The 23,151-nt window shown below is 39.9% G+C and carries 21 protein-coding genes and 1 pseudogene; 8 read left to right on the top strand and 14 right to left on the bottom strand.

Going from position 1 to position 23,151, the window contains the following annotated elements; all coding sequences use genetic code 11:
* Positions 1-145 precede the first annotated feature (145 nt).
* On the bottom strand, positions 146-1,018 hold the full coding sequence (locus GXP67_RS30110; protein WP_162446573.1) for a ChaN family lipoprotein: 873 nt from the start codon (positions 1,016-1,018) through the stop codon (positions 146-148).
* Positions 1,019-1,488: 470 nt separating this feature from the next.
* On the opposite strand from GXP67_RS30110, the gene GXP67_RS30105 reads away from it, so the two are divergent.
* On the top strand, positions 1,489-2,352 hold the full coding sequence (locus GXP67_RS30105; protein WP_162446572.1) for a sterol desaturase family protein: 864 nt from the start codon (positions 1,489-1,491) through the stop codon (positions 2,350-2,352).
* Positions 2,353-2,406: 54 nt separating this feature from the next.
* On the opposite strand, the gene GXP67_RS30100 is transcribed toward GXP67_RS30105, so the two are convergent.
* The 4 genes from GXP67_RS30100 to GXP67_RS30085 form a co-directional block, all read right to left on the bottom strand.
* Entirely contained in the window at positions 2,407-3,426 is a 1,020-nt protein-coding gene (locus GXP67_RS30100) for a hypothetical protein (RefSeq protein ID WP_162446571.1), read from the bottom strand.
* A 50-nt stretch (positions 3,427-3,476) separates the two neighbouring features.
* Positions 3,477-4,253, bottom strand: coding sequence for a LytR/AlgR family response regulator transcription factor (locus GXP67_RS30095; protein ID WP_162446570.1), 777 nt, complete (start codon positions 4,251-4,253; stop codon positions 3,477-3,479).
* A gap of 105 nt (positions 4,254-4,358) precedes the next feature.
* The gene (locus GXP67_RS30090; protein WP_162446569.1) at positions 4,359-5,399 is read right to left on the bottom strand and encodes a sensor histidine kinase; all 1,041 of its coding nucleotides are present in this window, start codon (positions 5,397-5,399) and stop codon (positions 4,359-4,361) included.
* An 83-nt stretch (positions 5,400-5,482) separates the two neighbouring features.
* Positions 5,483-5,887, bottom strand: a complete 405-nt coding sequence (locus GXP67_RS30085; protein ID WP_162446568.1) for a T9SS type A sorting domain-containing protein — start codon at positions 5,885-5,887, stop codon at positions 5,483-5,485.
* Between the two features lie 222 nt (positions 5,888-6,109).
* Between GXP67_RS30085 and GXP67_RS30080 the strand changes: the two genes are divergently transcribed.
* Positions 6,110-7,423 (top strand): hypothetical protein, encoded by a 1,314-nt coding sequence (locus GXP67_RS30080; protein WP_162446567.1) that lies wholly within the window; start codon positions 6,110-6,112, stop codon positions 7,421-7,423.
* A 55-nt stretch (positions 7,424-7,478) separates the two neighbouring features.
* Here GXP67_RS30080 and hemA read toward each other — a convergent pair whose 3' ends face one another.
* Complete coding sequence (gene hemA / locus GXP67_RS30075; protein ID WP_162446566.1) at positions 7,479-8,750, bottom strand: glutamyl-tRNA reductase; 1,272 nt, start codon at positions 8,748-8,750, stop codon at positions 7,479-7,481.
* Positions 8,751-8,859: 109 nt separating this feature from the next.
* Here hemA and GXP67_RS30070 point away from each other — a divergent pair, with 109 nt between their 5' ends.
* The 3 genes and pseudogenes from GXP67_RS30070 to atpC all read left to right on the top strand — a co-directional run bounded on the left by GXP67_RS30070 (position 8,860) and on the right by atpC (position 12,177).
* Complete coding sequence (locus tag GXP67_RS30070; RefSeq protein WP_162446565.1) at positions 8,860-10,047, top strand: sensor histidine kinase; 1,188 nt, start codon at positions 8,860-8,862, stop codon at positions 10,045-10,047.
* Positions 10,048-10,333: 286 nt separating this feature from the next.
* Positions 10,334-11,841 (top strand): annotated as a pseudogene (gene atpD / locus GXP67_RS30065) (F0F1 ATP synthase subunit beta).
* Positions 11,842-11,931: 90 nt separating this feature from the next.
* Positions 11,932-12,177 carry an ATP synthase F1 subunit epsilon gene (atpC, locus tag GXP67_RS30060; RefSeq protein WP_162446564.1) on the top strand — a complete coding sequence of 82 codons (246 nt, stop codon included), beginning with the start codon at positions 11,932-11,934 and terminating at the stop codon, positions 12,175-12,177.
* A 142-nt stretch (positions 12,178-12,319) separates the two neighbouring features.
* On the opposite strand, the gene GXP67_RS30055 is transcribed toward atpC, so the two are convergent.
* From GXP67_RS30055 to GXP67_RS30035, 5 genes are all read right to left on the bottom strand, one after another.
* A complete protein-coding gene (locus GXP67_RS30055) occupies positions 12,320-12,853 on the bottom strand; it encodes a J domain-containing protein (protein WP_162446563.1) in 534 nt (177 codons plus the stop codon).
* A 317-nt stretch (positions 12,854-13,170) separates the two neighbouring features.
* Positions 13,171-13,485: a DUF6787 family protein gene (locus GXP67_RS30050; RefSeq protein ID WP_162446562.1), complete on the bottom strand. Its 315-nt coding sequence runs from the start codon at positions 13,483-13,485 to the stop codon at positions 13,171-13,173.
* Positions 13,486-13,561: 76 nt separating this feature from the next.
* Positions 13,562-14,245 carry an RluA family pseudouridine synthase gene (locus GXP67_RS30045; RefSeq protein ID WP_162446561.1) on the bottom strand — a complete coding sequence of 228 codons (684 nt, stop codon included), beginning with the start codon at positions 14,243-14,245 and terminating at the stop codon, positions 13,562-13,564.
* Positions 14,246-14,299: 54 nt separating this feature from the next.
* Positions 14,300-15,118 carry a 3-methyl-2-oxobutanoate hydroxymethyltransferase gene (gene panB / locus GXP67_RS30040; protein WP_162446560.1) on the bottom strand — a complete coding sequence of 273 codons (819 nt, stop codon included), beginning with the start codon at positions 15,116-15,118 and terminating at the stop codon, positions 14,300-14,302.
* A gap of 59 nt (positions 15,119-15,177) precedes the next feature.
* On the bottom strand, positions 15,178-16,242 hold the full coding sequence (locus GXP67_RS30035; protein ID WP_162446559.1) for a M42 family metallopeptidase: 1,065 nt from the start codon (positions 16,240-16,242) through the stop codon (positions 15,178-15,180).
* A gap of 289 nt (positions 16,243-16,531) precedes the next feature.
* Between GXP67_RS30035 and GXP67_RS30030 the strand changes: the two genes are divergently transcribed.
* Complete coding sequence (locus GXP67_RS30030; RefSeq protein WP_162446558.1) at positions 16,532-17,950, top strand: DUF6563 family protein; 1,419 nt, start codon at positions 16,532-16,534, stop codon at positions 17,948-17,950.
* 188 nt (positions 17,951-18,138) lie between these two features.
* Here the strand turns inward: GXP67_RS30030 and GXP67_RS30025 are convergent, their stop codons facing one another.
* The gene (locus GXP67_RS30025) at positions 18,139-18,888 is read right to left on the bottom strand and encodes a LytR/AlgR family response regulator transcription factor (RefSeq protein WP_162446557.1); all 750 of its coding nucleotides are present in this window, start codon (positions 18,886-18,888) and stop codon (positions 18,139-18,141) included.
* Between the two features lie 876 nt (positions 18,889-19,764).
* Between GXP67_RS30025 and GXP67_RS30020 the strand changes: the two genes are divergently transcribed.
* Both GXP67_RS30020 and GXP67_RS30015 read left to right on the top strand, forming a co-directional pair.
* The gene (locus tag GXP67_RS30020; protein WP_162446556.1) at positions 19,765-19,956 is read left to right on the top strand and encodes a hypothetical protein; all 192 of its coding nucleotides are present in this window, start codon (positions 19,765-19,767) and stop codon (positions 19,954-19,956) included.
* Positions 19,957-20,182: 226 nt separating this feature from the next.
* A complete protein-coding gene (locus GXP67_RS30015) occupies positions 20,183-20,842 on the top strand; it encodes an ABC transporter ATP-binding protein (RefSeq protein WP_162446555.1) in 660 nt (219 codons plus the stop codon).
* Positions 20,843-21,256: 414 nt separating this feature from the next.
* Here GXP67_RS30015 and GXP67_RS30010 read toward each other — a convergent pair whose 3' ends face one another.
* Together GXP67_RS30010 and GXP67_RS30005 are read right to left on the bottom strand one after the other, a co-directional pair.
* Positions 21,257-22,348 (bottom strand): dipeptidase, encoded by a 1,092-nt coding sequence (locus tag GXP67_RS30010; protein WP_162446554.1) that lies wholly within the window; start codon positions 22,346-22,348, stop codon positions 21,257-21,259.
* A gap of 94 nt (positions 22,349-22,442) precedes the next feature.
* Positions 22,443-23,099, bottom strand: coding sequence for a hypothetical protein (locus GXP67_RS30005; RefSeq protein WP_162446553.1), 657 nt, complete (start codon positions 23,097-23,099; stop codon positions 22,443-22,445).
* Positions 23,100-23,151 lie beyond the last annotated feature (52 nt).

Genomic DNA, 23,151 nt, shown 5'->3' with positions numbered 1-23,151 from the left:
AACTGCTATTTACAAAAAATAAGAACCTGTTTTTATTATAAACGACAACACCTAAGTAAGCTTTTAAAATGCCAGAAAGGTTCACTGTATTCCTTATTTCTTAAGTGATTTCACTGACTTAACTTAGCATAGGCTGTAATCTCATTTAATAAGTTTTTGTCATATCTGAGGGTATAGCGATGATAAAGTTTGCCAGATCAGCAGATTTATCCTGGAGCTTATCTATTTCCGGCTGTTCCACAGAGGAAAGAGTTACAATTTTCAAACCCGGTTTATAATGGTTTAGGTACCATACAATGCCTTCGAATCGGTCGGAGTGATAACTGCCATTAAAATGCAGGAATGTTTTTCCCGGCTGCCAGTGTTGCAGAATAAAATGTGCCATAGTCGCATCTTTCACCGCTTGTGCCCTGGCAATATTCGACGCATTCATTTCTGAACCATGGCCTGCGCTGCCTCCTCCCATTCCCATCATCTGTTTATAGCCCGGCAAATTCAAATCTACCTGAACAGGCAAGGGTGCCATCCAGTTTCTGGCCTCTGCTGATAAGCTATCCAGGGCAGATAAACCAGATCTGGCTACCAGACTGGCATAGCGCCTGGGTATATTAGTTGCTGCAAACGGCAAGTGATTCGCCAGCGCAAAATCTATCAATGGTTTATAATCCGTGTCATAATTATCCCAGAGTTTGGCCTCACTTTCCAGATGCCTGGCAGCAATTTTTCCAGCTATATATTCATTTACAATCAACTGGTTATCGGCTTCAAACATTTCGGCGCCCAGCACAAGCTGATCCTTTTTAACGGCGTATAAATCTTTGGTGATTTGTAATTCCAGCCAGTGGGCAATCGGGTTGTTGTGCAGTTCACCAAACAGGATAATATCTGCCTGCTGAATATCTTTTAAAGCATGTGTATAGCTAACCGCTTTGCCTTTCTGGGTAAACACCTGATAAGCGGGTTTGTCAGCCGTAAAAGAAAGTAAAGTAAATAATATGAGGAATTTGAGATATTTCATAGGTTGAGTTATACGTAAATAGCTGTAAGTAAATGCCCAGTCATAGCATTGGCAGATATTGACTTCGATAATATACTTATCTATTCCGCAATGCTTTTATATACCTAGTACTGGCTGCATTTATCCAACATATATAATTTAAAAGCAGAAATATAATGAATATACATCTGGGAAGGCGAATTCATTCATTTTTACTTTGTCAAATACCTATTGTAATTGGAATAAAATTATATGACTTTGCCCAAAGAATCATCATTTACATGACTGGAAACTTATCTATTTGTTTAAAAAATTAAAGTTATTGTAACCCTCATAAGCCAAGGTCCGTTAAACACTTCATAAAGGTTACAGATGCAGTTGATAAGATTGTTGAAGGTAGCTTTGAATAACCTGTATGAGAATCATGTCTTATACAGGTTTTTTATTTTATACTCAATTCATCTTTTCATTTTTAGTATACACCTCCATCTATGAAATCCGCTTTACGTATTTTTGACAGAGTTGGCGCACCCCTTTTAACCGGCCTGGCTACTGCTTTTTTTGTGATGGAAACCATTCATGACTTACGCAAACGTAAGCAGGACAGATGGCAACGGCTGAAAACGAATAGCAGTATAGCTACTGTTGGGCTGGCTGGTTTAAGGGGGGCTTTGCTTCCAGCCATGCTTTCAGGCAGCGCCTGGACGGTACAGAAACGGTTTGGATTGTTACAGCGTTTGCCTTTACCCAGGTGGCTGCAAGGTGTATTAGCTTTTGTGTTGCTGGATTACTCCAATTATTTGTGGCACCGGCTCAATCACCAGTGTCCATTCTTGTGGCGATTCCATAATGTACACCATACTGATTTGGATTTAGATATTTCTACCGCCTGGCGTTTCCATGCAGGAGAAGTCTTATTATCTATATTTTTCCGCGGTGGGATGATTGTGCTGATTGGGGCTTCACCCAGGCAGGTGATTACCTACGAAATTTTATATGAAGGCGCTACAGCTTTTCACCATAGCAACTGGAAACTGCCTTTTGCCATTGAAAAAGTATTGAACAAACTGATGGTTACCCCCAGAATGCATGGTATACACCACTCTATAGTGCTGCGGGAAACCAACAGTAATTATTCTGTCATATTCTCTGCCTGGGACCGGTTGCACGGTACGGTTCGCCTGAATGTACCGCAACAGGAAATTGTGATTGGAGTTCCCGCCTATAGAAGCACGGCTGAAGAAAATGTCAGGTTTTTACTCATCTTGCCTTTCCGGCCACAGCGGGAATGGAAATTGCCGGATGGCTCCATACCAGAGCGTAATGCCTCAGGAAATCTAACACAATTGCTGTAGTAATAAAGATTTATGCTAACAACTAATAACGCTCAGTTAACAACGATAATAGGGTTAGTATGAACCTATATCATTCCAGTGAGGAATATTTATTACTACTGTGTCTGCACGTCCGAAAACAAACTGGCGGTTAGAAATTTTCCAGCCATTTTCATCCAGTTCTTCCGTTGCCCAGCTTCCACGGGTAAACTTAAATTCAATGTAGCGATCCAGCGCAGATAATGTAATGGCATACTGGCTTGGTCCTGTTTTTTTCAGGCGGTACTTTTCATCTTTAGTAAACCATCCATTAAATGTTCCGGCGATATAAATTCCAGCATTTGGAGGCGTTTCTCTGGGAGCATTCACGATAAAGGTAACTTCCGGACGAAATTCAGGTTCAATGTCTATCCAGGCTGGAATTTTCACATATACGGTATCTTCTTTGCCGTAGGTAAATTGCCTGTTGGGTATGGGCTCGCCTATTTCATTTACTTCCTCCCGGCTCCAATCCCCTCTGGTAAATTTGTATTCAATGGTGCCAGATTGCCTAGGTACCTGAATATAATATATTCCTTTTTCACCTTTAGCCAACCGGTATTTGGGATTACCTGGGTTCCAGTTATTAAAACTACCCGCTAAATACACTCCTTGGTCTTCGGGCGTATATGCGGGAACGTCCACCGCAAAAGTAACCAGGTCGCAGTTAATAGGTCCCAGGTCTTCCCAGCTCATAATATGCGTGTAAATCGTATCCTCCTCTCCTAACTGCGTAATCCGGTTCTCCAGTTCATGTCCGCATCCATCGGTTTCAACCGTTTTCCAGTCGCCCCGGGTAAATTTATACTGGATCTTTCCTGTTCCTCTGGGCAAAGTAATGGAGTAGGTACTATCCTTATTCCGGTTCAGCATATAGCTCTGGTCACCGGGGTCCCAAACGTTAAAATTCCCTGAAACAAATAGAGCAGCGCCTCGGGGGGTATTGGAAGGGATTCCCTCTACCACAATGGTTACTTTCTGGCAGGAGCTTACCAGAATGCCCATCAGCATCAAGAACAGGTATAAATATCTCCTGGCTAAAAGTAGGGAGCGCATCGTCTGATAAGTGTAGATACAATCTTTATAAACTCGCATACAAGCACATTTTACTTATCCATCCAGTCGAGAAAATCAGGCACTTTCACCCGGCTGATCAAAATTTCATCTTCTACGGGCGGCACTAGGCTTACTTTCAGCCGGCTGTTGAAATACTTATTGATATCGCCAATGGCGGTAATTTTGGTGATGTATTTCCGGTTGATGCGGAAAAAATGCCTGGGATCGAGCAGTTCTTCCAGCTGATCTAAAGTATAGTTAATAATGTATTTCTTTTTATCAGCCGTTACCAGATACACCGTATTGTCATCGGCAAAAAAGTACGCCACCTGCTCTACCCCAATTTGTTTGATCCGGTCGCCAATTGTAGTTACAAACCTGGATTTGTAGTCCCGTTTGTTGAGCTGAAGCAATTGCTCGATCTGTGCCGGGTTGAAATAGTTTTGTGCCTGGGCAGGTGGAGTATATTGCCTGCGGATGGCTGCATATTTCCTGAGGGCAGATTTTAGCGCCTCTTCTTCTACTGGTTTGAGCAGATAATCAATGCTATTGACTTTAAAGGCACGAATGGCATATTCATCGTAGGCGGTGGTAAAAATAACCGGTGCTTTTACTTCTGTATGTTTAAAAATATCAAAACTCAACCCGTCGGAAAGCTGAATATCCATAAAGATCAGATCAGGCTCATTAGGTTCTTCCAGCCAGATAATGCTGTCTTCCACAGAGTCTATACATTCCCACACCTGAATAGATGGATCGCATAAGGCCAGAAGACGTTTGAGTTCTTCCTGTGCATAGGGTTCATCTTCGATAATCAATACTTTCATCTCATTTGATTGTTGGTTATTAGTTGTTCGTTGTTGGTAAAATTTATTATTGAAGTGATCTGATAGGTTTCTGGTTTACACAGATATACGAACAACTAACAACCACTAAACTTTCTCCAGCAACGGAATACGCACTTTAAAATAATCCGGATTTTCTTCAATAATCACCTTCCGGTCGGTAATAAATCCATAGCGGCTGCTGATGTTTTTTAAACCTATATTAGAAGAATATTCCCGTACTGTTTTCTTCTGCAAATTATTGCTTACCGTAATATGATCAAACATGTCGGCATATACCTGAATGGTAAGCGGTTTCTTCTGCGACACTACATTGTGTTTAATGGCATTTTCTATCAGCATTTGCAAGGTCATGGGCGCAATGAATTTCTGTTGCATAGTTTCGGGAATATCAATCTCCACCTTCAGGTTTTCGCTAAAACGCAGGTTTACCAGGTACACATACGATTGCAGAAAAGTAAGTTCTTCTTTCAGACTTATAACTTCCTTATCACGGTTTTCGAGCACATAGCGGTACACTCTGGCCAGCTGACGCACAAATTTAGCCGCTGTATCCTGGTCGGCATAGATCAGGGACGAAAGTGTATTGAGGCTATTGAACAGAAAATGGGGATTTACCTGGTTTTTGAGCATTTCAAAATGAAATTCAATGTTCTCTTTCTTAAACCGTTCCAGTTCAGCCAGTGAGTTTCTCCATTTGGTCATTAAAAAAACACCCAGGTCGATCAAAACCGAAACCAGTCCGGAAAAAATAAGCACTGCATTTACAATTACTTCGTCGGAAAACCGGATAAATTCTTCATCTAGCAGCAGGAGCCGGTAGAGGTAGGTTCGTAAGCCTACATTTACAAACAATATAATACCACTTATAACCAGAAACTGCACCACAAATCTCCGTTGTGGTTGCTGCAGCCAGGGAGTTTCTGCATCTAATTTCCGGTTGGCAAACCGGATACTTTCTATCATACAAGCACCCAGAAGAATTGCTCCCGGGTACTTTAGCCATTCAATGGTATAATTTCGGTAGAGTAACTTAAATATCAGGTCGAGCAGCAAATTGATAAAAAATCCCAGAAAGACAATACTGCCTGCCCGCCACCAAATCGTCTGCTGGTATAACTTAGCCATAAACCATGAAATTATGGATAAGAAACGAAGAAGTAAAAGGTTCCTGCTATTTCCGGGCAAGAACCTTTCAAAGAAAACTAGTTTCAATCAAGCGTTACTTCTTTTCTATACACTTTGTTCTGGCTGGCCACTTCAAAGGTATACGTACCTTTAGGCATACCATTCAGTTGGTAATTACGGGTAAGCAATTCTTTTTTGCCCATTTTCTTTTCGTGTATTACCTGCCCTTTATTATTGAACACCCTAACCAGAATGCTTTCATGAGGGGCTTTTTCGATATTAACTGCTACACTTCCATCCAGACGGGGAAACACAACTGCCTGGAACGAACGGTAATAGGCTGGCCTGGGAACAATTACTTCGGACTCAGCAATGGTGTTATGATCTGGTTTGTTCAGGGCTACTTCCTGAGCAAATGCTGAAGCGCCAAATAGAGTGAATATAGAAGCAAAGGCGAGGGTTTTTACGGAGTTGAGTATCGTTTTCATGCTATGGATGTGTTTGATGTCTGTGTGATTAATTATATACCCAAAGATATAGCGCCTATTCCCCTGGCGGAATAGACAAGCGGTGAGCTTCATTTTGGTTAGGGTGAACTACAGAAGCAAGAATGTGAAGTGAAGTGATATTTAGACCAGGTTTATGGAAATGATTGGATCAAGGCATCTATTAAAAAAACTCAGCCATATTCGATGTATTCCTTTTCCTATTTGTATAAAGTTACTACTGCCCTATTCATTATTACTTTCATCGCATGGATCCAAGCCTGCCAGTCGGATCATGATAGAATAAAGGGACATTGGCATGAAGTAAATCCAGAGGATAAAGAAAAAATATACCATACCTGGGATATAACAGATAGCACTATAGTAATGAATGAAGCGGACTCACCTTTTGCTGATACCACTTCATATTCTATGAATAATGGAAAACTATTTTGGGGTGAAGTTGAGGATGACATAAAATTTGCATATACCTCTATACACGATACATTAATTCTGCAAAGAGACTCAGTAGATTATAAAACATATCTGGTAAAAAGATACAACTGCACACCCAAAGAGCATTTCTTTCATTCATCCTATCTGGACATACAATTAAATATAGATCTACCTTCTTCTTCCCAAACTGGAGATATAGATAGAGATAGATATAATTTAGCCAATATTTTTATTGGCAAACGAAAGTCATTTCCAGATAATAAGTCTGGTGACAGTATATGTATTCAGGTAAATGATGTTTTTATAGATTATGGTATCATTCCAGATTTCTTAGAAGAAAATAATCATATACACAGTCCAAGACTCACACCTGCTCTATATATTGATAAAAATACCCCTATGTATATAGTAGATCGTGTCAAGTATGAAATCGCACGCTCAGGTTCAAAATTTAGTGTAGTGCATTTCATGAGTATAAAAGATTCGTTTCAGCTTAACTTTTACCAAGGCATTGGCATGCTATTGCCTCCTTCTTGCCAGCATAAAGCGAAATACTATCGACAGCCTTTGCCTGATCCAGATATAAGCTTCGGATATCTATCGGATGGTATTTCAAAATCTACCTATTGCAGCAATGAAGCAATACTTAATAATCTGATTCCTAATTATCTACCGCATAAAATATTTGCTATTCAGATCGATTCATTAAATAATTTCTATTTTCAAAAATTTGACGCTAGCCAAGAATATAAACAAACGTTTCTGAAAGATAACTTTGAATGGAAAAATGTAGCTGGCCAAAAGTTGACAACATTGGTAGAAAATTTTATTCTGGATAATCGCAAAAACTATTTAGTAAGCCTCCAATATGATGGACAAACTGACTATGATACTTATATACAAATGCAAAGCATCTTAAGTAATGCACTATATGAATTGAGGGATGAGTATGCATTACTACATTTCCATAAACCATATAATACTTTAACTGAAAATGAAGCAAAACAGGTATATACCTTTTACCCCAAACGTATGATAGAAATAAGCGAAGATGAATTACTGTATTTGAAGGAGGATTTATAACAAAAAAGCCCACACAATGAAGTGCAGGCTAATTGATATCTTGAGTTGGCTTGAATTACAGATTTGACTTTTCGGGTTTGTTTTCCAGGTTGAACAGGTCGTTCAATACATCTATTAACGTTTCGGCCTCTCCCCGTTTACAGGCAGCTTTGAGTTGTAATACCGGCAGTTTTATAATCTTCTGCATCATGCCTTTGGTAATGCGGTCAATTTTATCTGCTTCCTCAGCCGACATTTGCTTCATATACCGGCCAATTTCCTCCTGACGGATCTGCTCCAGGGCATTCTTGAATTTATTTATTGTAGGCGAAACAGCGGTTTCATTGGTCCACTCGTGGAATTCAGAAACGGCACCGGCAATAATCTGTTTTACCTTTGGAATAGCATTAATTCTCCGCTGCAGGGCTTCGGAGGCTTTATTCTGAATGTCATCAATATTATACACTACCGCACCCGGTAACTCTTCTACACTATTTTCTACACTACGGGGAACAGAAAGGTCTATGAAGTATTTGAAGGAAAGACTATTCAGCTTTTCTACTAAGCTTCGGGTGATAAAGGGTTCAGCTTTGGCAATTGAGCTGATGATCACGTCTGCTTCGGCAATAGATTGCCATACATTTTCAAACGAAGTTAATTTTACTTGGTATTCAGCGGCAATTTGCTGTGCTTTGGTAAGGGTCCGGTTGGCAATGGTAATGTCCAGATTTTTACTGGCCAGGTTCTTACACACATCTGCCCCGATCTCGCCTAAACCTAACACCAGTATTTTTGGATTACTAATTTCGGCCGTAAGGTCTTCTACCAGTTCAGCAGCAGCATACGATACAGAAGCAGCACCATCCCGGAAACTGGTTTCCTGTACTACTTTTTTGTTGGTAAAGAAAATGGTATGAAGCAGGCGGTGTAAAAACGGGCCTGCCATCTGCGTATCTGCCGACCATTGATAGGCTTGTTTCACCTGGTTGGAAATCTGAGTGTCGCCGATCACCAGAGAATGAATACCGATGGCTACTTCAAATAAATAATTAACCGCTTCGTTGTGCTGATTGATCACTTTAAAATACGGATGAATATTCTCATTGGTGCTTACCCCTTTTACCACACAAAGCAATTTAATAATATCAGTGCTCTGATCAGTAGTGGAAGTATAATACACTTCAGTTCTGTTGCAGGTCGAAACAGCGATTGCTTCAGATATATCTAGAACTTCTTTTAATTTAACTAATAGTTGCTTGCAGCTGCTTTCCTCCAATGCTACCATCTCCCGAATGTGCAGGGGAGCAGTTTTGTAGGAAAGGCTGATTGCTTTGAAATGCTGATGCATACGGTAATTGTATTATGGTGCAAAATTACTACTTATTTGCTTAATAGTAAAGCTTAAAATTAGTAAACCGTCAATTTGTATTAATTTTAAATAATTGCATTTTTAATGTATGAATATATACGCCGACAGGTCTAAGTATAAAATTATCATTGTTCTGGTAGCGCTGTTAATTGGAAGTAGCTCAGTATATTACACCAATTATCTGGTTACCAGGCTTGCCCAGCGGGAACGTGAACAGATACAATTATATGCCAATGCCTACCGGTTTATTGTGGGGCCAGAAAACAATGAGTCGATCGATTTTGTATTCCAGGAAGTAATAAGGGCCATCGACATTTTTCCGGTAATTCTCACTTCCGGGAATGATACCATTATCAACTACCGTAATGTAAAAATGCCTGCGAGCGTAGAAGAACTGCCCATTACAGATGAGCGGAAGCAAAGCTTTCTGAAGGATGAGCTGGAAATTATGAAAGAGGAACATTCGCCTATTAAAATAGATATGGGTCCCGGACAATCACAATATATTTACTACCGGAACTCCTATTTACTCTCCCAGCTCCAGTATTATCCCTATGTTCAACTAACTGTTATTGCGGTTTTTGCTTTTCTGGCGTATCTGGCATTTAGTTATTCCCGCACCGCTGAGCAAAACCAGGTATGGGTAGGATTGGCAAAAGAAACGGCACATCAGCTGGGTACGCCCCTATCGTCGCTGATGGCATGGATAGAATATTTTAAAACTGACCCTAAATTTGCCGATGACGAAGTGATTCCGGAACTGGAAAAAGATGTGGAAAGGCTTGAAATGATTACGGCCAGGTTCTCCAATATCGGGTCTATGCCTACACTAAAGCCCGAAAACTTATATGATATACTAGAACATATTACTGCCTATCTGCAGCGCAGGATTTCAAGCAAGATCAAGATTCACATAAAAGGCGATAAAAACCTGCCTTTTGTCAATATAAACAAACATCTGTTTGAATGGGTAATCGAAAATATCTGTAAAAATGCGGTAGATGCCATGAGCGGATCTGGTGAAATTACTATCAATCTGAAGCTGCTTAACACTAATAAAATATTGATTGACATCACCGACAATGGAAAAGGAATATCCAAATCCAATATCACCCGCGTATTCGAGCCAGGATTCAGTACCAAAAAACGGGGCTGGGGACTTGGTTTAACTTTAGCCAAACGTATCATAGAAAATTATCATTCCGGCAAGATTTTCATTAAACAATCTGAAATCAACAAAGGAACCACTTTCCGGATTGTACTGAATGCAGAATAATAAGGCGTGAATGAGTAGAATGTTTACGAGTTGAAAATATTGCCTGATGGTTGAATTGTTATTTGATTGAATGTCTGGGCTACTAAATAGTATATTCATTCCTACTGTTTGCACTCTATATAGCGGCTTCATTTGCAGAAAACTACTGTGTTATAGCTTTGTATTCACTAAATATTCCCTTACTTTTGCGTCTTGAAAATTAAGCCTATCTCAAAAATCATACACAATGATAAATAACGATTCAACGAAATTAAACGGCAACCCAGCTAAATCACAGGATGGCACAGTGAGGCGGAATATCGGGAGAGTTACCCAGATTATTGGTCCGGTAGTAGACGTGAGTTTTGAAGGTGAAAATGCCAGGCTGCCAAGAATTTTAGATGCGTTGCAGGTGACAAGAGCGAACGGGCAAAATGTTATACTCGAATGCCAGCAGCACCTGGGAGAAGACAGAGTAAGAACGATTGCCATGGATAGTACAGAAGGATTGTCGCGGGGAATGGAAGTGATGGATCTGGGAACATCTATTACTATGCCTACTGGCGAAGGAATTAAAGGAAGACTTTTTAATGTAGTGGGCGAAGCGATAGATGGCATTGTTCAGCCTTCTTCCGAACATGGCCTGCCCATTCACCGTTCTGCCCCCGTTTCGAAGATCTTTCTACTTCTACGGAAGTATTATATACCGGAATTAAAGTTATTGATTTGATTGAGCCTTATGCCAAAGGCGGTAAGATTGGTTTGTTTGGAGGTGCTGGGGTAGGAAAAACCGTGTTGATCCAGGAATTGATCAACAACATCGCCAAAGCATATTCCGGACTTTCTGTATTTGCTGGTGTAGGCGAACGTACCCGTGAAGGGAACGATTTGCTCCGGGAGATGATTGAATCCGGCATTGTAACCTATGGCGATGAATTTATGCACTCAATGGAAAAAGGCGGCTGGGATTTATCGAAAGTAGATGTCGAAAAACTGAAAGATTCCAAAGCCACCTTCGTGTTTGGACAGATGAACGAACCGCCAGGAGCACGTGCCCGGGTAGCCTTATCCGGATTAACGCTGGCTGAACACTTCCGTGATGGAGATGGAACTGGTAAAGGCCGTGATATTCTTTTCTTTATTGACAATATCTTCCGCTTTACACAGGCTGGCTCTGAAGTATCAGCCCTTTTGGGCCGTATGCCTTCTGCGGTAGGATACCAGCCTACTCTGGCAAGTGAGATGGGGGCCATGCAGGAAAGAATTACTTCTACCAAGAATGGCTCAATTACCTCTGTACAAGCCGTATACGTACCTGCCGATGATTTAACTGACCCTGCTCCTGCTACCACCTTTGCTCACCTGGATGCTACCACCGTATTGTCCCGTAAGATCTCTGAGTTAGGTATTTATCCGGCGGTAGATCCCCTGGATTCTACATCCAGAATTTTGACCGCTGAAATCGTAGGTGAGAAACATTACCGTACGGCCCAGCGGGTGAAGGAGATTTTACAGCGCTACAAAGAATTACAGGATATTATTGCGATTCTGGGCATGGATGAACTTTCTGAAGAAGATAAACTGGTGGTTACCAGAGCCAGAAGGGTACAGCGTTTCTTGTCGCAGCCTTTCCATGTGGCCGAGCAATTTACCGGTTTAAAAGGGGTACTGGTTACAATTGAAGATACTATCAAAGGCTTTAACATGATCATGGATGGCGAATTAGACCATTTGCCGGAAGCGGCCTTTAACCTGGTAGGTACCATCGAAGATGCCATTGCCAAAGGAGAAAGACTGATCGCAGAAGCCAAATAAAGTAGTTGTTAGTTGTTCGTTGTTAGTTATTCGTAATTGAGTACTATTTATCGAACAACCAGCAACGAACAACCAACAATTAAAAAAAATATGCATTTAGAAATTATCACCCCTGACCAGAAAGTATTTGCAGGTGAAGTTGTTTCCGCCACTTTTCCTGGGGCTAAAGGTTCATTTCAGGTATTAAATAATCATGCGCCGCTGATCAGTTTATTAGAAAAAGGCAAAATCACCATCCGTACTACACAAGGCGAACAATCAATTGTAGTAGACGGCGGCATGGTAGAAGTATTGAATAATAAGATTATCGTGCTTGCCGAATCTGTACTGGCATAAGTAGCTTTTTACAATATTATCAACACAAAAAACCACGTTCGTATATGAATGCGGTTTTTTGTTTGTGTTATTTTATGTTAAAGAGTAAGAGTTTATCAATAGGCTTTCGATTTTTAATAGCTATAGTTAATACAACAGTAATTCATTTATTTAGATACTGATTCATATCATTCTTTAACCGGAAAACGCCAGTCATTACGGCAATACCCATAAAAATGATGGGCAGCATCGAAACACCAGTCATCCAGTTGACAAACATCATCAAAAACGGACCAACCATAAAACCAACTGCTACAAAACCGCCCATTAGCCATACAAAATAGGCAAAGATTTTAATCGGAATATACCAAATAGAGTTTCTGAATTTTTCATTATTCCGCTTGAATTCCTCATACTGCATCCGGGCAAATCTGGCGGCTCTCTCCTGGCGTGTTTCACCCCTGAACGGATCATACCCCCGGTACATATCATATACTCTGGATGGAATCGTTTCCGGTTTAGAGGGAAGTAGTTTCTCGTAGGCCTGATTAACAAGAACAAACTGCTTTTGTGCGTCCAATGAACGGTTAACATCCGGATGAAAAAGCTTTGCTTGTGTGCGGTAAGCCCGCTTAATGTCCTGATGGCTTGCACCTGGAGGGATCTGTAAGATCCGGTAAGATTCTTCTGTTGACATAGCAATAAATGACAAATGGTCTAACATTGAAAAAAGCCATTGGCATAACATAATAAGGTTTATAAAAACCTTACGTTAAACCAAAGCAATCAAGCAACAATTCAGTCATTTTGCACCTGTCTCAACACTTTAAATTAATACTACACCGGAATCCAAAGTTAACAAATACCTGAAATTTATTTTTCAATCAGGCTGCACAACAATGGTATTATTGCATTAACTGAATGAGGTAGTAGTTATTAACGAATTTAAGATAATAATACTACTTTTTTTCTGATTTTTCTATGGATTGATACTGCATCGGTGAAAATAAAGTTTTAGCGGTTGAATAATTTTTTTATGCCGCTAAACATTCTTTTCTCAAAATTCCAGAAAAAGGTGAACTGACCCAGCAAAAATCCATACATCAATAACAATACCTGATAGGCAGGGAGTACAGTTAATGTCCAGACAATAGCCCGGATATAGAAAGGAGTGTCAGCATCTATACCTAACAAAGCAAAAATAGGTCTTTTAATGTACATAGCAGAGAAGCCAGTGAGGGCAAATACAATTAGAATAACAATTACCTGCCAGATGGTAGAAACGCCCCATCTTCTCTGCAAACGGTGTAGGAAATTCTCTGTAGCCATATTTTACTCTGATTTAACCAGCGCTGGTGCTCTCTTCACAAATCTGCAAAAATATTTTAATACTTATCACCCATAATCAGACTTTGTTAAATGGAAACCAGTAACTGTGTTCAGGCAGTTCTGCAATACATTGAATTGGTTCTTTTTTAACCGGATGAATAAAATCCAGTTGCCTGGCATGCAAGCATATACTATTATCCGGATTAGGTTTGGGAAACCCATATTTGATATCTCCTTTAATTGCACATCCTATCTGCGCCAGCTGCACCCGAATCTGGTGTGGACGGCCGGTAACAGGCAACACCTCCAGCAAATACATTCCCTCTGAAATGCATACTAAGCGGTAACTCAATTCTGCACGTAAACTTCCGTTGACTTCCTTTTTATAAGCGGTTGTGAAATTTTTAGCTTCATCTTTCACCAGCCAGTGCACCAGAGTGCCTTGTTCTTCTGCAGGTTTTTTATGTGTAATTGCCCAGTATGTTTTTTGAATGGCTTTCGTGCGGAACATTTCATTCATACGTTCCAGGGCTTTAGAAGTACGGGCAAACACTACTAATCCGCTTACAGGCCTGTCGAGGCGGTGCACTGTTCCCAGAAAAACTTCTCCTGGTTTCTGGTACTTTTCCCGGATATACTCTTTTAATATATCCAGCAGCGGCTTGTCTCCTGTTTTATCTCCCTGTACCAATACACCACTCTTCTTATTAACAATTAGTAAATGATTATCTTCGTAAACGATAGTATAAGGAGCAGGCAAAGTAATTGAGCGAATGAGTGATTGAGTAATTAAAGAAACGTAATTCGTAATTATTTAATATCCTTCCTTCTCATTGGGAAATTCTTTACTTTTTACATCCGCTATGTATCGGTTTACAGCATCCGTAATGACAGAATGCACATCAGCATACCGCCGCAGGAACTTGGGGTTAAAATCTTTTGTAATCCCAACCAGATCATGTAAAACAAGCACTTGTCCATCTACATACGGGCCGGCACCAATACCAATGATAGGAATACGTACCTCTTCAGCTACCTGTTTGGCCAGGGAAGCCGGTATTTTTTCCAGGACGATAGCAAAACAACCGCATTCCTCCAGAACTTTTGCATCGCTTAATAATTTGGCGGCTTCTGCTTCTTCCCTTGCCCGAACGGCGTAGGTACCAAATTTATAAATAGATTGTGGGGTTAATCCCAGATGTCCCATTACTGGCACGCCTGCACTCAGGATACGCATGGCAGATTCTTTGATTTCTACACCCCCTTCTATTTTTATGGCATGGGCTCCCGATTCTTTCATAATCCGGATCGTAGAACGAAGCGCTTCGGAAGAATTCCCCTGGTAGGAACCAAAAGGCAAATCTACTACCACCAATGCCCGGCTTACACCTCTTACTACGGCTGCTGCATGATAAATCATCTGATCGAGGGTAATAGGTAAGGTGGTTTCATGCCCGGCCATCACGTTTGAAGCTGAATCTCCTACCAGAATAATATCCATCCCTGCGCCATCTACAATCCGCGCCATTGAATAATCATAAGCGGTGAGCATACTGATCTTCTCGCCTCTTACTTTCATTTCCTGTAAAATATGCGTAGTAATTCTTTTGACTTCTGTGCGGTGTACAGACATGGGATTAAAATATAATTACCAATTACAAATGACTAATTACGAATGACTATTGATATAATTTAGGTAAAATACCTGAAATCATGTCCCCCTTTGAGCTGTACCAGAAATTCATAAATCAGCCGGATTACATTTTCTACATCATCCTGATGCACGGTTTCTACCGTAGTATGCATATATTTGAGCGGGAGCGAAACCAGAGCGGAAGCTACCCCGGCGTTTGAATAGGCAAAAGCATCTGTATCTGTACCGGTTGACCTGGAAGCAGAAGCACGTTGGAAAGGAATTTCTTTTTGTTCGGCTACATCTATCAGCATATTCAGCACATTATTCTGCACAGCCGGGCCATACGTTAAAACCGGGCCTTTTCCACATGCCTGATCGCCCTGTTCAACTTTTTTATACATGGGTGAGTGCGTATCATGGCATACATCGGTAATAATAGCCACATCAGGGTTAATGCGGCGGGCAATCATTTCAGCGCCTCTCAATCCAATTTCCTCCTGCACCGCATTTACGATGTATAAACTATAATCCAGCTGGTTATTATTTTCTTTTAGTAATCTGGCTACCTGTGCGATCATATAACCTCCAATGCGGTTATCTAAGGCCCGGCCCACATAAAACCGGTCATTGAGGGTCGTAAAATCATTATCAAAGGTAACTACAGAACCTACATGAACGCCCTTGTTAAGAACTTCTTCTTTGTTTTTGCAGCCACAATCAATAAAAATATTTTTAAGTGTAGGGACTTCATCTTTTTCTACATTGCGAACATGAATGGCCGGCCATCCGAAAATTCCTTTCACAATTCCTTTCCTGGTATGGATATTCACCCGCATGGAAGGAGCAATCAGGGCATCGGAGCCTCCATTGCGCCGCACATAAATATATCCGTCGTCGGTAATATAATTCACAAACCAGGAGATCTCGTCGGCATGTGCCTCTATTACAACTTTATAAGGGGCACCAGGATTAATAATTCCTGCTACAGATCCATACGTGTCTACAATATATTCATCGATATAAGGTTTAACATATTCCAGCCATATTTTTTGCCCGGCTGTTTCAAACCCTGTGGGTGAGGCATTATTCAAATAGTTCGCTAAAAACGCTTGCTTGTCCATCCAATCAAAATTTTATGAAGGCAAAAGTTGGATTTGCCTTATTATTTTAAATTCGCAACAAACAAAATTATATAATTATGTGTAAAAACATATTATTATTCGTTGATAAACGCAAGACTATTCGCAGCCACTATTTTCAATCATTTTAACAGATTCCTGCAAACACAAGTTTTTATTTGTTCAAGTACAAACCTTACATAATAAATTCTCTGACACATAACTCTTACAAGCTGCTTAAGGTACATTCTATTAACTTGAGTACAATTAGATTTAGCTAATAGCATTGATTATGTATCCCCGTCTTACCATTTTAAGTCTTTTTGTATTTTTCTGTCATTTTTCAGCATCAGCACAAGTACATGGGGTTAGTTTAAGTAAACAAACTTTTGTATTGCCGGGCAGAAAATTTTACATCTCAGATATTATTGATGCACGGATCGATAAAAATAACATCGGATGGGTACGAAAAGGCCTTACAAACACCAAAATGGAAGCAGATCTAAAGAAAAGGTTTAAACCTGAGTTAATGGATTTTTTTAACAGAAACTTACCTCCGTACACCAATCTGCAACCGGTAATAGTAAAGGTGCTCAAATTCCAGATCACAGAACATAACGGGGCGGCGACCGAATCTGCCAAAGCAGAAATTGTAATTGATTTTATATATAAGCAGGAGGATAACTATTATAATTTGTTCCGGGGTATTGGAGTTACAAAAAGTGGGAATCTGGATGTAACCCTGATGCATGCCGACAATATCAGATCAGCTTTAGTACAGTGCTTGACACAATTTGTGAATGAAGATATAGAACACTACCTGGAAAGAGCAAGTGTTTCTAATTGGGAGGAAATATCCAAAGACTTTATAGCCACTTTAGAAACGCATCAGTACCCTATCCTCACAGATTCTGTTTTGAAAAAAGGAATTTACCAGCGCTTTTCAGATTTCAGAAATAACAGCCCGGTAACTGCACCTAACCTGGTAATGGAACAAGTGAGCCGGGAAGCCAAACATTTACAGCATATTTATGAAGTAAAACCTTATCTGCTGGATGAGAAAGGAAACAGAAAATCGCTTAAAAATGTATGGGGCTTTTCGGATGGAGAGAATCTATACATTTATCATGATAAAGATTATTTCTTGATGGACAGAAGTGGGGGCACGTATGCTTTTTATGCATTCGGGCCTACACAAACTAATTATACAGCTATAACAGCCGGAGCGGTAATGGGTGGACTTGTAGGGGCAGTAGCTATTGGAGCCGCTACCCAGAAATCTACACAGGCTGAGTATATCCTGGATATGATTACTGGCCATGTCACCATGAAAGATAAGGCATCGATAGAAGATACTCCGGCAATTACACCGGAATACCCGGCATCAATCAATATTTACTGGTGGTCGGGAACATCAAAAGATCAGGCATTAGAGGTATATGTAAATGATAGTTTGGTACGTACTATTGTGCCTAAATATCAGCTAGTGTTTGATTGGGAAACGCAGGCATCCGAGATTAAAATATGTGTTAAAAATCAGCAAGAAGCTTGTTTTACATTTGTTCCCAGCTTTAAGAAAACAAACTATATTGCTTGCAGCATCAATACTAAAGGAGGAATAAATCAACCGGAAATCAAATCTGTGGAAGCGCAGGAAGGAGAATTTTATATAAAGAAAATCAAATCTCTGGAAGAGAAAGAGAAGAAATAAAAAATGCAGACCCAGTATTAATCTGGAGCCTGCATCTAAATTAATATACTTAACCCGCTATTCACACACCTATTTTGCAACTGGCAGAAGTCAATTAACAACTGGAAATCTATAGTTGCAAGTGGAATAAGCTACTCTACAGCTTTGAATACTTGTTAGTTTGATTAAAAAATAAGATATATACTCAATCAGAGTTTATCAAGTAACTGGAGAAATTCCTCTTTTTTCCGGCGGGAAATATCCACATGGTGATTGTCGGTCATAATGACGTAGCCACCCTCTCCCCTGATATATTTATGCACATGCCGCAAATTAATAAGGTAGGTATGGTGCACCCGGCAAAAGCCGGAATCAGCGAGTAAACTCTCAAAATCCTTGAGATTGCGGGAAACCAGTTGCTTGCGTTTTTGGGTAAGAATAAGTTGTGTATAACTTCCCTCTGCCTCACAGAAAATGATATCAGCCGTATTAAAAAACTCTATACCTTCCTGGGTAGGTACGGCCAGCCGTTCAATCTTACCGGCTTTGTGCTGTATATTATGCAACACAGACTGATACTGATGCTGGGCATTTTTATGGTGTAAGCGCTCTTTTACTTTCTCCAGGGCAACCCGTAAATCATCTATATCCACTGGCTTGAGCAGATAATCCAGGGCACTAAAACGAATGGCTTTAATGGCATACTGGTCGTGGGCAGTTACAAATATAACCTCAAAATTGAAAGGAGAAACATGTTTAAGCAAATCGAAACCAGACATATGCGGCATTTGTACATCCAGAAAAACCAGGTCTGGTGTAGTTGTGCGGATAGCTTCCAGTCCTTGTTCCGGTGTTTCATAGATACCTTTAATAGATACCTCCGGAAAATATTTTTCAATAGCGATCCGCAGGGCATTGCGGCCATCAGCTTCATCGTCGATTATGAGGGTGTGTATCATAGTTATTTACGATACTGGAACATTGATCTCTACATTAGTGCCTAATGCATAATTAAGTGCATCTTTCAGGTCGGTAAGCCACACTAGTTATTTTACCTGTTCCTTACTCAGCAAACGCAAGTGTTCTGCAGTAATTTTAAATCTTCAGCGATTTCTTTATTAATTAACGCCGATTATTTTTGAAGTCCTATGGCTTTCCCCGGCCAACATCAGGGTAAATAAACTATCCTACTGTTTGGCATATCGCATTATGAGAGATTTCCTGTAACAGTAAGAGCATTCAAGTGTAAAGAAGTTTACTTTTATTCTCATACATATTGAAAATGAAGGACTTATTTTAATCCTAAAATAAATAGGTAACCTGACAGAGAAGCCGTTTTACAGAAAATGATAGTGTAGGTATTGATTACACTATGCTGCCTGGCTTCCCTGAAAAAGATGACTGCATTTTTTTAGCGTCATACCACTCCATTCAAGTAAAAACAAAAGATTTAATTTGTATACCAATATCTCAAAAGTGTGATGCATTTACAATACCTGCTTCTGGGTATTTCAGTAAATTATGCCCATACATAACTGCAATTATGTATGTCTTACAACTTATTCTTATACATGAATCTATTCATGGGTTGCGGGAAATGAATTTTGCCAGCCCAGGTGATTATTTTATACATAAAATCAGTCTGATTTTGTCCCTTTTCCTATATCACCTAGCAATAAATTCAGTTGAGTAGCTTATGTAATTTCCACACTAATAATTACATAAATTTTGATAATCATACAAAATGCAATATTAACTTACTACCCATGTATAGGTGATTGCTTATTATGGTTAAAGAAGTTTTGTATATTGATAGACATAATTTTTCTACCCTTGTGATCAAAGTTGAGGCTGTATATTCAGGAGGACAAATAAATTCGGCTCCAAGACTTTTGTATAAAACGGTGTCTTTTTTAGGCATCCGGATTTATACTTATATCAATGCAGACTACAAGTTTAAACTGGAAAAAGAAAAAATAGAAAGGCAAATTCGGTTTGATCAAATGGATGAACTGGAGCATGCATAATCTTTCCGGTTAAAAATACTTCTCATCAACCAACATAGTGTTCTTACATTACTATATTTGAAAGCCTGCGATGGAGAACAAGTATTCTGCTTTATTCTGGCATACTTTTAAATAAAATAAACAGATATCACAATTTTCTGTCAAACTACATAAAATACCAGCAAAACTAGTATCTTTCTGGGCAGTAAACTTTATCATTTTTATCTAAAAACGCACCACACATTTCATGCTGGAAGCAACAAACATCACCAAATCGTACGGCAGTTTACAGGTTCTCAAAGGAATTGATGTTCAGATAAATAAAAAAGAAATTGTCTCTATTGTAGGTGCTTCCGGTGCCGGAAAAAGTACATTACTTCATATTATTGGCACACTGGATAAACCCGATACTGGCCATGTGCATATCAATGGGCAGAATATTGTAAACCTGCAAGGCGATAACCTGGCTAACTTCCGCAACCGGCATATCGGTTTTATCTTCCAGTTTCATAACCTGCTGCCAGAGTTTACAGCATTAGAAAATGTATGTATTCCGGGATATTTAGGTAAAAATGACCAAAAAAAAGTAGAAGCCAGAGCCAAAGAACTGCTTAGCTTACTTGGCCTCAAAGACCGCTTCGATCATCATCCGGCCAGAATGTCCGGAGGGGAGCAACAACGTACCGCCGTAGCCAGGGCATTGATCAATTCACCTGACATTATTTTTGCCGATGAGCCCAGTGGAAACCTCGACTCTCATACCGCTGAAGAGCTTCACCACCTGTTCTTCAAATTACGGGACGATCTGGAACAGACGTTCGTTATTGTTACACACAATGAGCAACTCGCAGAAATGGCCGACCGCAAAATTGAAATGAAAGATGGTAAGATTTTCAGCCACATATAAATCAATGTCTTCTTTTTCTCGGGCTGAAACTCCTAAAACTTATTGATTAAACCTTCCCGTTAATATTGAAAAATTGCAGTAGAAGCTCTGATATCTAACAAGAACAAGTTTTAAAACTGTATGCTTACTAATTTTCTAAAAACATATGAAAATTATAATATAGGCAGTGAATTAATACGTTAAATAATATCCAATCATATAATGCTTATACGCTTTTTCATTGTAACGTTTTAATATAAAACATCCGAGCTCCTCCATAAAGCACAAAACTTTCAGCAGCAACTCAGAAAAGGATATAGGAAATATTTAAAAGCAAGACTATAGGATTAGAAAATATATTGGTTAATTGAATACTGAATTATGGCTTAAAACTTTAGAGCATTCGTCGAGCAAACAGGCTACTTCATTACAGGATTATGATTCTGAAGTAACAGACGAAGCCCAGGCTTTTCTCAAAAACCGGAGCCAGTTGCCATGCATTACATTTTCAATATCAGTTGAAGAATAGCCCCTGCGCCTGAGCAAATCCGGAATTTTCTGCAAATCGGCAATGGTTTCCAGATCATACGGGCTTTGTTCCTTTCCAAAAGCCCCGTCCAGGTCAGATCCAATGCCAATGTGTAACGCATTTCCGGCCAGCTGGCAAATATGATCCAGGTGGTCTATCATTTTATCGAGGTTACACCCGGTACTTTCAGGGGTAGAAGTGCCCCTCACCCACCCTGGAACCATCATCCAGGTATCCAAAACTCCTCCAATTACCGCTCCCCTGCTGATGAGTTCCAGAATCTGCCGGTCGTCGAACTGCCGGTTGTGGTTTACCAGAGCCCGGCAATTATTATGGCTGGCCCAAACTGGTCCATGGAAATGATCCATCGCTTCCCAGAAACTATCATCACACAGATGGGTGGCATCCAGAATGATATTAAGCCTTTCCATTTCTTTCAGTAAGTCTCTTCCGGGCTGGCCAATTCCGCCAGTGGCATTGGTTCCCTGGGCATATCTACCTGGTCCATAATGCCCCGGACCTAGTGCCCGTAAGCCATACTCATAGGCACGTTCCAAATGTTTGAGTGTAACAATAGAATCCGCCCCTTCCAGGCTCAAAATATAGCCAATAGGTTTATTATTAAAAGGAAGTTCTTCGAGCCAGAGCGCAATGTGTTTTTCCAGAGAAGGCAAATCAGTGATTTGCACCAGTTCACCGGCTTCTTCCATACTTTTGTACCAGGCCAGTTGCCCTTGTGTTTGCGCCCAGGCTTGTTCCGGAGAATGCCAGCCAGGAAGAGGATTATCCGGAGCCACATATCTGGCGATCTGGGTAGCTACCACTAACCCAATATTCCCTTTGCGGAGTTCCGGAAAAGCAACAGTTCCTTTGCCCCGGTCTGGTTTATCGGTTTTTCCTTCCTCCCGTTTGCGTATTTCTGCCACTGATTTACGTAAATCCCGGTTCCATTCCATGGCATTCATACTCAGGTCCAGGTGGGCATCAATTGTGAACATAGTTTGTTTAATTTTGTATTAGAAATTCTGAGTTTTGGATGATTTTAAGATTGGAATATAAGCATCTTAATCATTTACAGCCTACTTATAAATTTTAATAAATATACATGTTGTAATTTCTTAACTTTTTAAACCAATTTGATATATCTGTTTGTGGTATTTCTTCAATTAATATCTTCTTACCAACCTCAAGTTCGATTCTTTTAATGGCTTCAGTACGATTTTCATAGTGCCACTGATCTTTAAGGATTTTCTCTTCTTTAATATAATAATTGACATACCCGGTATCTTGAGAAAATTTCACTACATAAATAAAATCAGGAATTGAGTTTATTTCATTTGTCGTGATTTCCTGGGTCCTGGAAAACCCTGTATATTTTCTACCCTCAATGAGATAATGTGACTTGTTTACTTCATTTATTTTTACCCGGCTAATCCTGGTAGGGATTACGTTCATAAATTCAGGCAGTATTTCAAAAAACTGATCCAAAGCTTTCTCTTCATCGCCAAGGTTTTCATTTAGCAGAATTGTATTCCATCCAGCCGATGTTTGTCCCCAACCAAATTTTTTAGCCACCCATTTATGCAACAGTACAAAAGGAGGTGTTTCTTCTTCTGTCTGAATATTATATTCCCAAAGCCCAAAGGTATAACCGTCTATAAAAGTCCTTAACGAAGAGATTCTCTTCTCCCCCAGATACATAGAAGGCCTTTCCTTAATTTTTTCCAATAAATTATATATAATTTTCATTCCAGCTCTATTGCTGTTCAAGCAGTATTCATAAAACTTAATTAAGAAATTA

This window comes from Rhodocytophaga rosea (assembly GCF_010119975.1).
In the GTDB taxonomy this organism is placed as follows: Bacteria; Bacteroidota; Bacteroidia; order Cytophagales; family 172606-1; genus Rhodocytophaga; species Rhodocytophaga rosea.
Note: the sequence above shows the minus strand (reverse complement) of the source record. Positions and strands in the feature narration are given on the sequence as shown.

Excerpts from the sequence above, each read along its gene's own strand:
- GXP67_RS30095 (WP_162446570.1), bottom strand. The coding sequence starts at position 4,253 with ATGAAAGTATTGATTATCGAAGATGAACCCTATGCACAGGAAGAACTC.
- GXP67_RS30010 (WP_162446554.1), bottom strand. The coding sequence starts at position 22,348 with ATGTTCACAATTGATGCCCACCTGGACCTGAGTATGAATGCCATGGAA.
- GXP67_RS30050 (WP_162446562.1), bottom strand. The coding sequence starts at position 13,485 with ATGGCTACAGAGAATTTCCTACACCGTTTGCAGAGAAGATGGGGCGTT.
- GXP67_RS30035 (WP_162446559.1), bottom strand. The coding sequence starts at position 16,242 with ATGGACAAGCAAGCGTTTTTAGCGAACTATTTGAATAATGCCTCACCC.
- GXP67_RS30110 (WP_162446573.1), bottom strand. The coding sequence starts at position 1,018 with ATGAAATATCTCAAATTCCTCATATTATTTACTTTACTTTCTTTTACG.
- GXP67_RS30070 (WP_162446565.1), top strand. The coding sequence starts at position 8,860 with ATGAATATATACGCCGACAGGTCTAAGTATAAAATTATCATTGTTCTG.
- GXP67_RS30055 (WP_162446563.1), bottom strand. The coding sequence starts at position 12,853 with ATGTCAACAGAAGAATCTTACCGGATCTTACAGATCCCTCCAGGTGCA.
- panB (WP_162446560.1), bottom strand. The coding sequence starts at position 15,118 with ATGTCTGTACACCGCACAGAAGTCAAAAGAATTACTACGCATATTTTA.
- GXP67_RS30015 (WP_162446555.1), top strand. The coding sequence starts at position 20,183 with ATGCTGGAAGCAACAAACATCACCAAATCGTACGGCAGTTTACAGGTT.
- GXP67_RS30025 (WP_162446557.1), bottom strand. The coding sequence starts at position 18,888 with ATGATACACACCCTCATAATCGACGATGAAGCTGATGGCCGCAATGCC.
- GXP67_RS30005 (WP_162446553.1), bottom strand. The coding sequence starts at position 23,099 with ATGAAAATTATATATAATTTATTGGAAAAAATTAAGGAAAGGCCTTCT.
- GXP67_RS30030 (WP_162446558.1), top strand. The coding sequence starts at position 16,532 with ATGTATCCCCGTCTTACCATTTTAAGTCTTTTTGTATTTTTCTGTCAT.
- atpC (WP_162446564.1), top strand. The coding sequence starts at position 11,932 with ATGCATTTAGAAATTATCACCCCTGACCAGAAAGTATTTGCAGGTGAA.
- GXP67_RS30085 (WP_162446568.1), bottom strand. The coding sequence starts at position 5,887 with ATGAAAACGATACTCAACTCCGTAAAAACCCTCGCCTTTGCTTCTATA.
- GXP67_RS30090 (WP_162446569.1), bottom strand. The coding sequence starts at position 5,399 with ATGGCTAAGTTATACCAGCAGACGATTTGGTGGCGGGCAGGCAGTATT.
- GXP67_RS30100 (WP_162446571.1), bottom strand. The coding sequence starts at position 3,426 with ATGCGCTCCCTACTTTTAGCCAGGAGATATTTATACCTGTTCTTGATG.
- GXP67_RS30105 (WP_162446572.1), top strand. The coding sequence starts at position 1,489 with ATGAAATCCGCTTTACGTATTTTTGACAGAGTTGGCGCACCCCTTTTA.
- hemA (WP_162446566.1), bottom strand. The coding sequence starts at position 8,750 with ATGCATCAGCATTTCAAAGCAATCAGCCTTTCCTACAAAACTGCTCCC.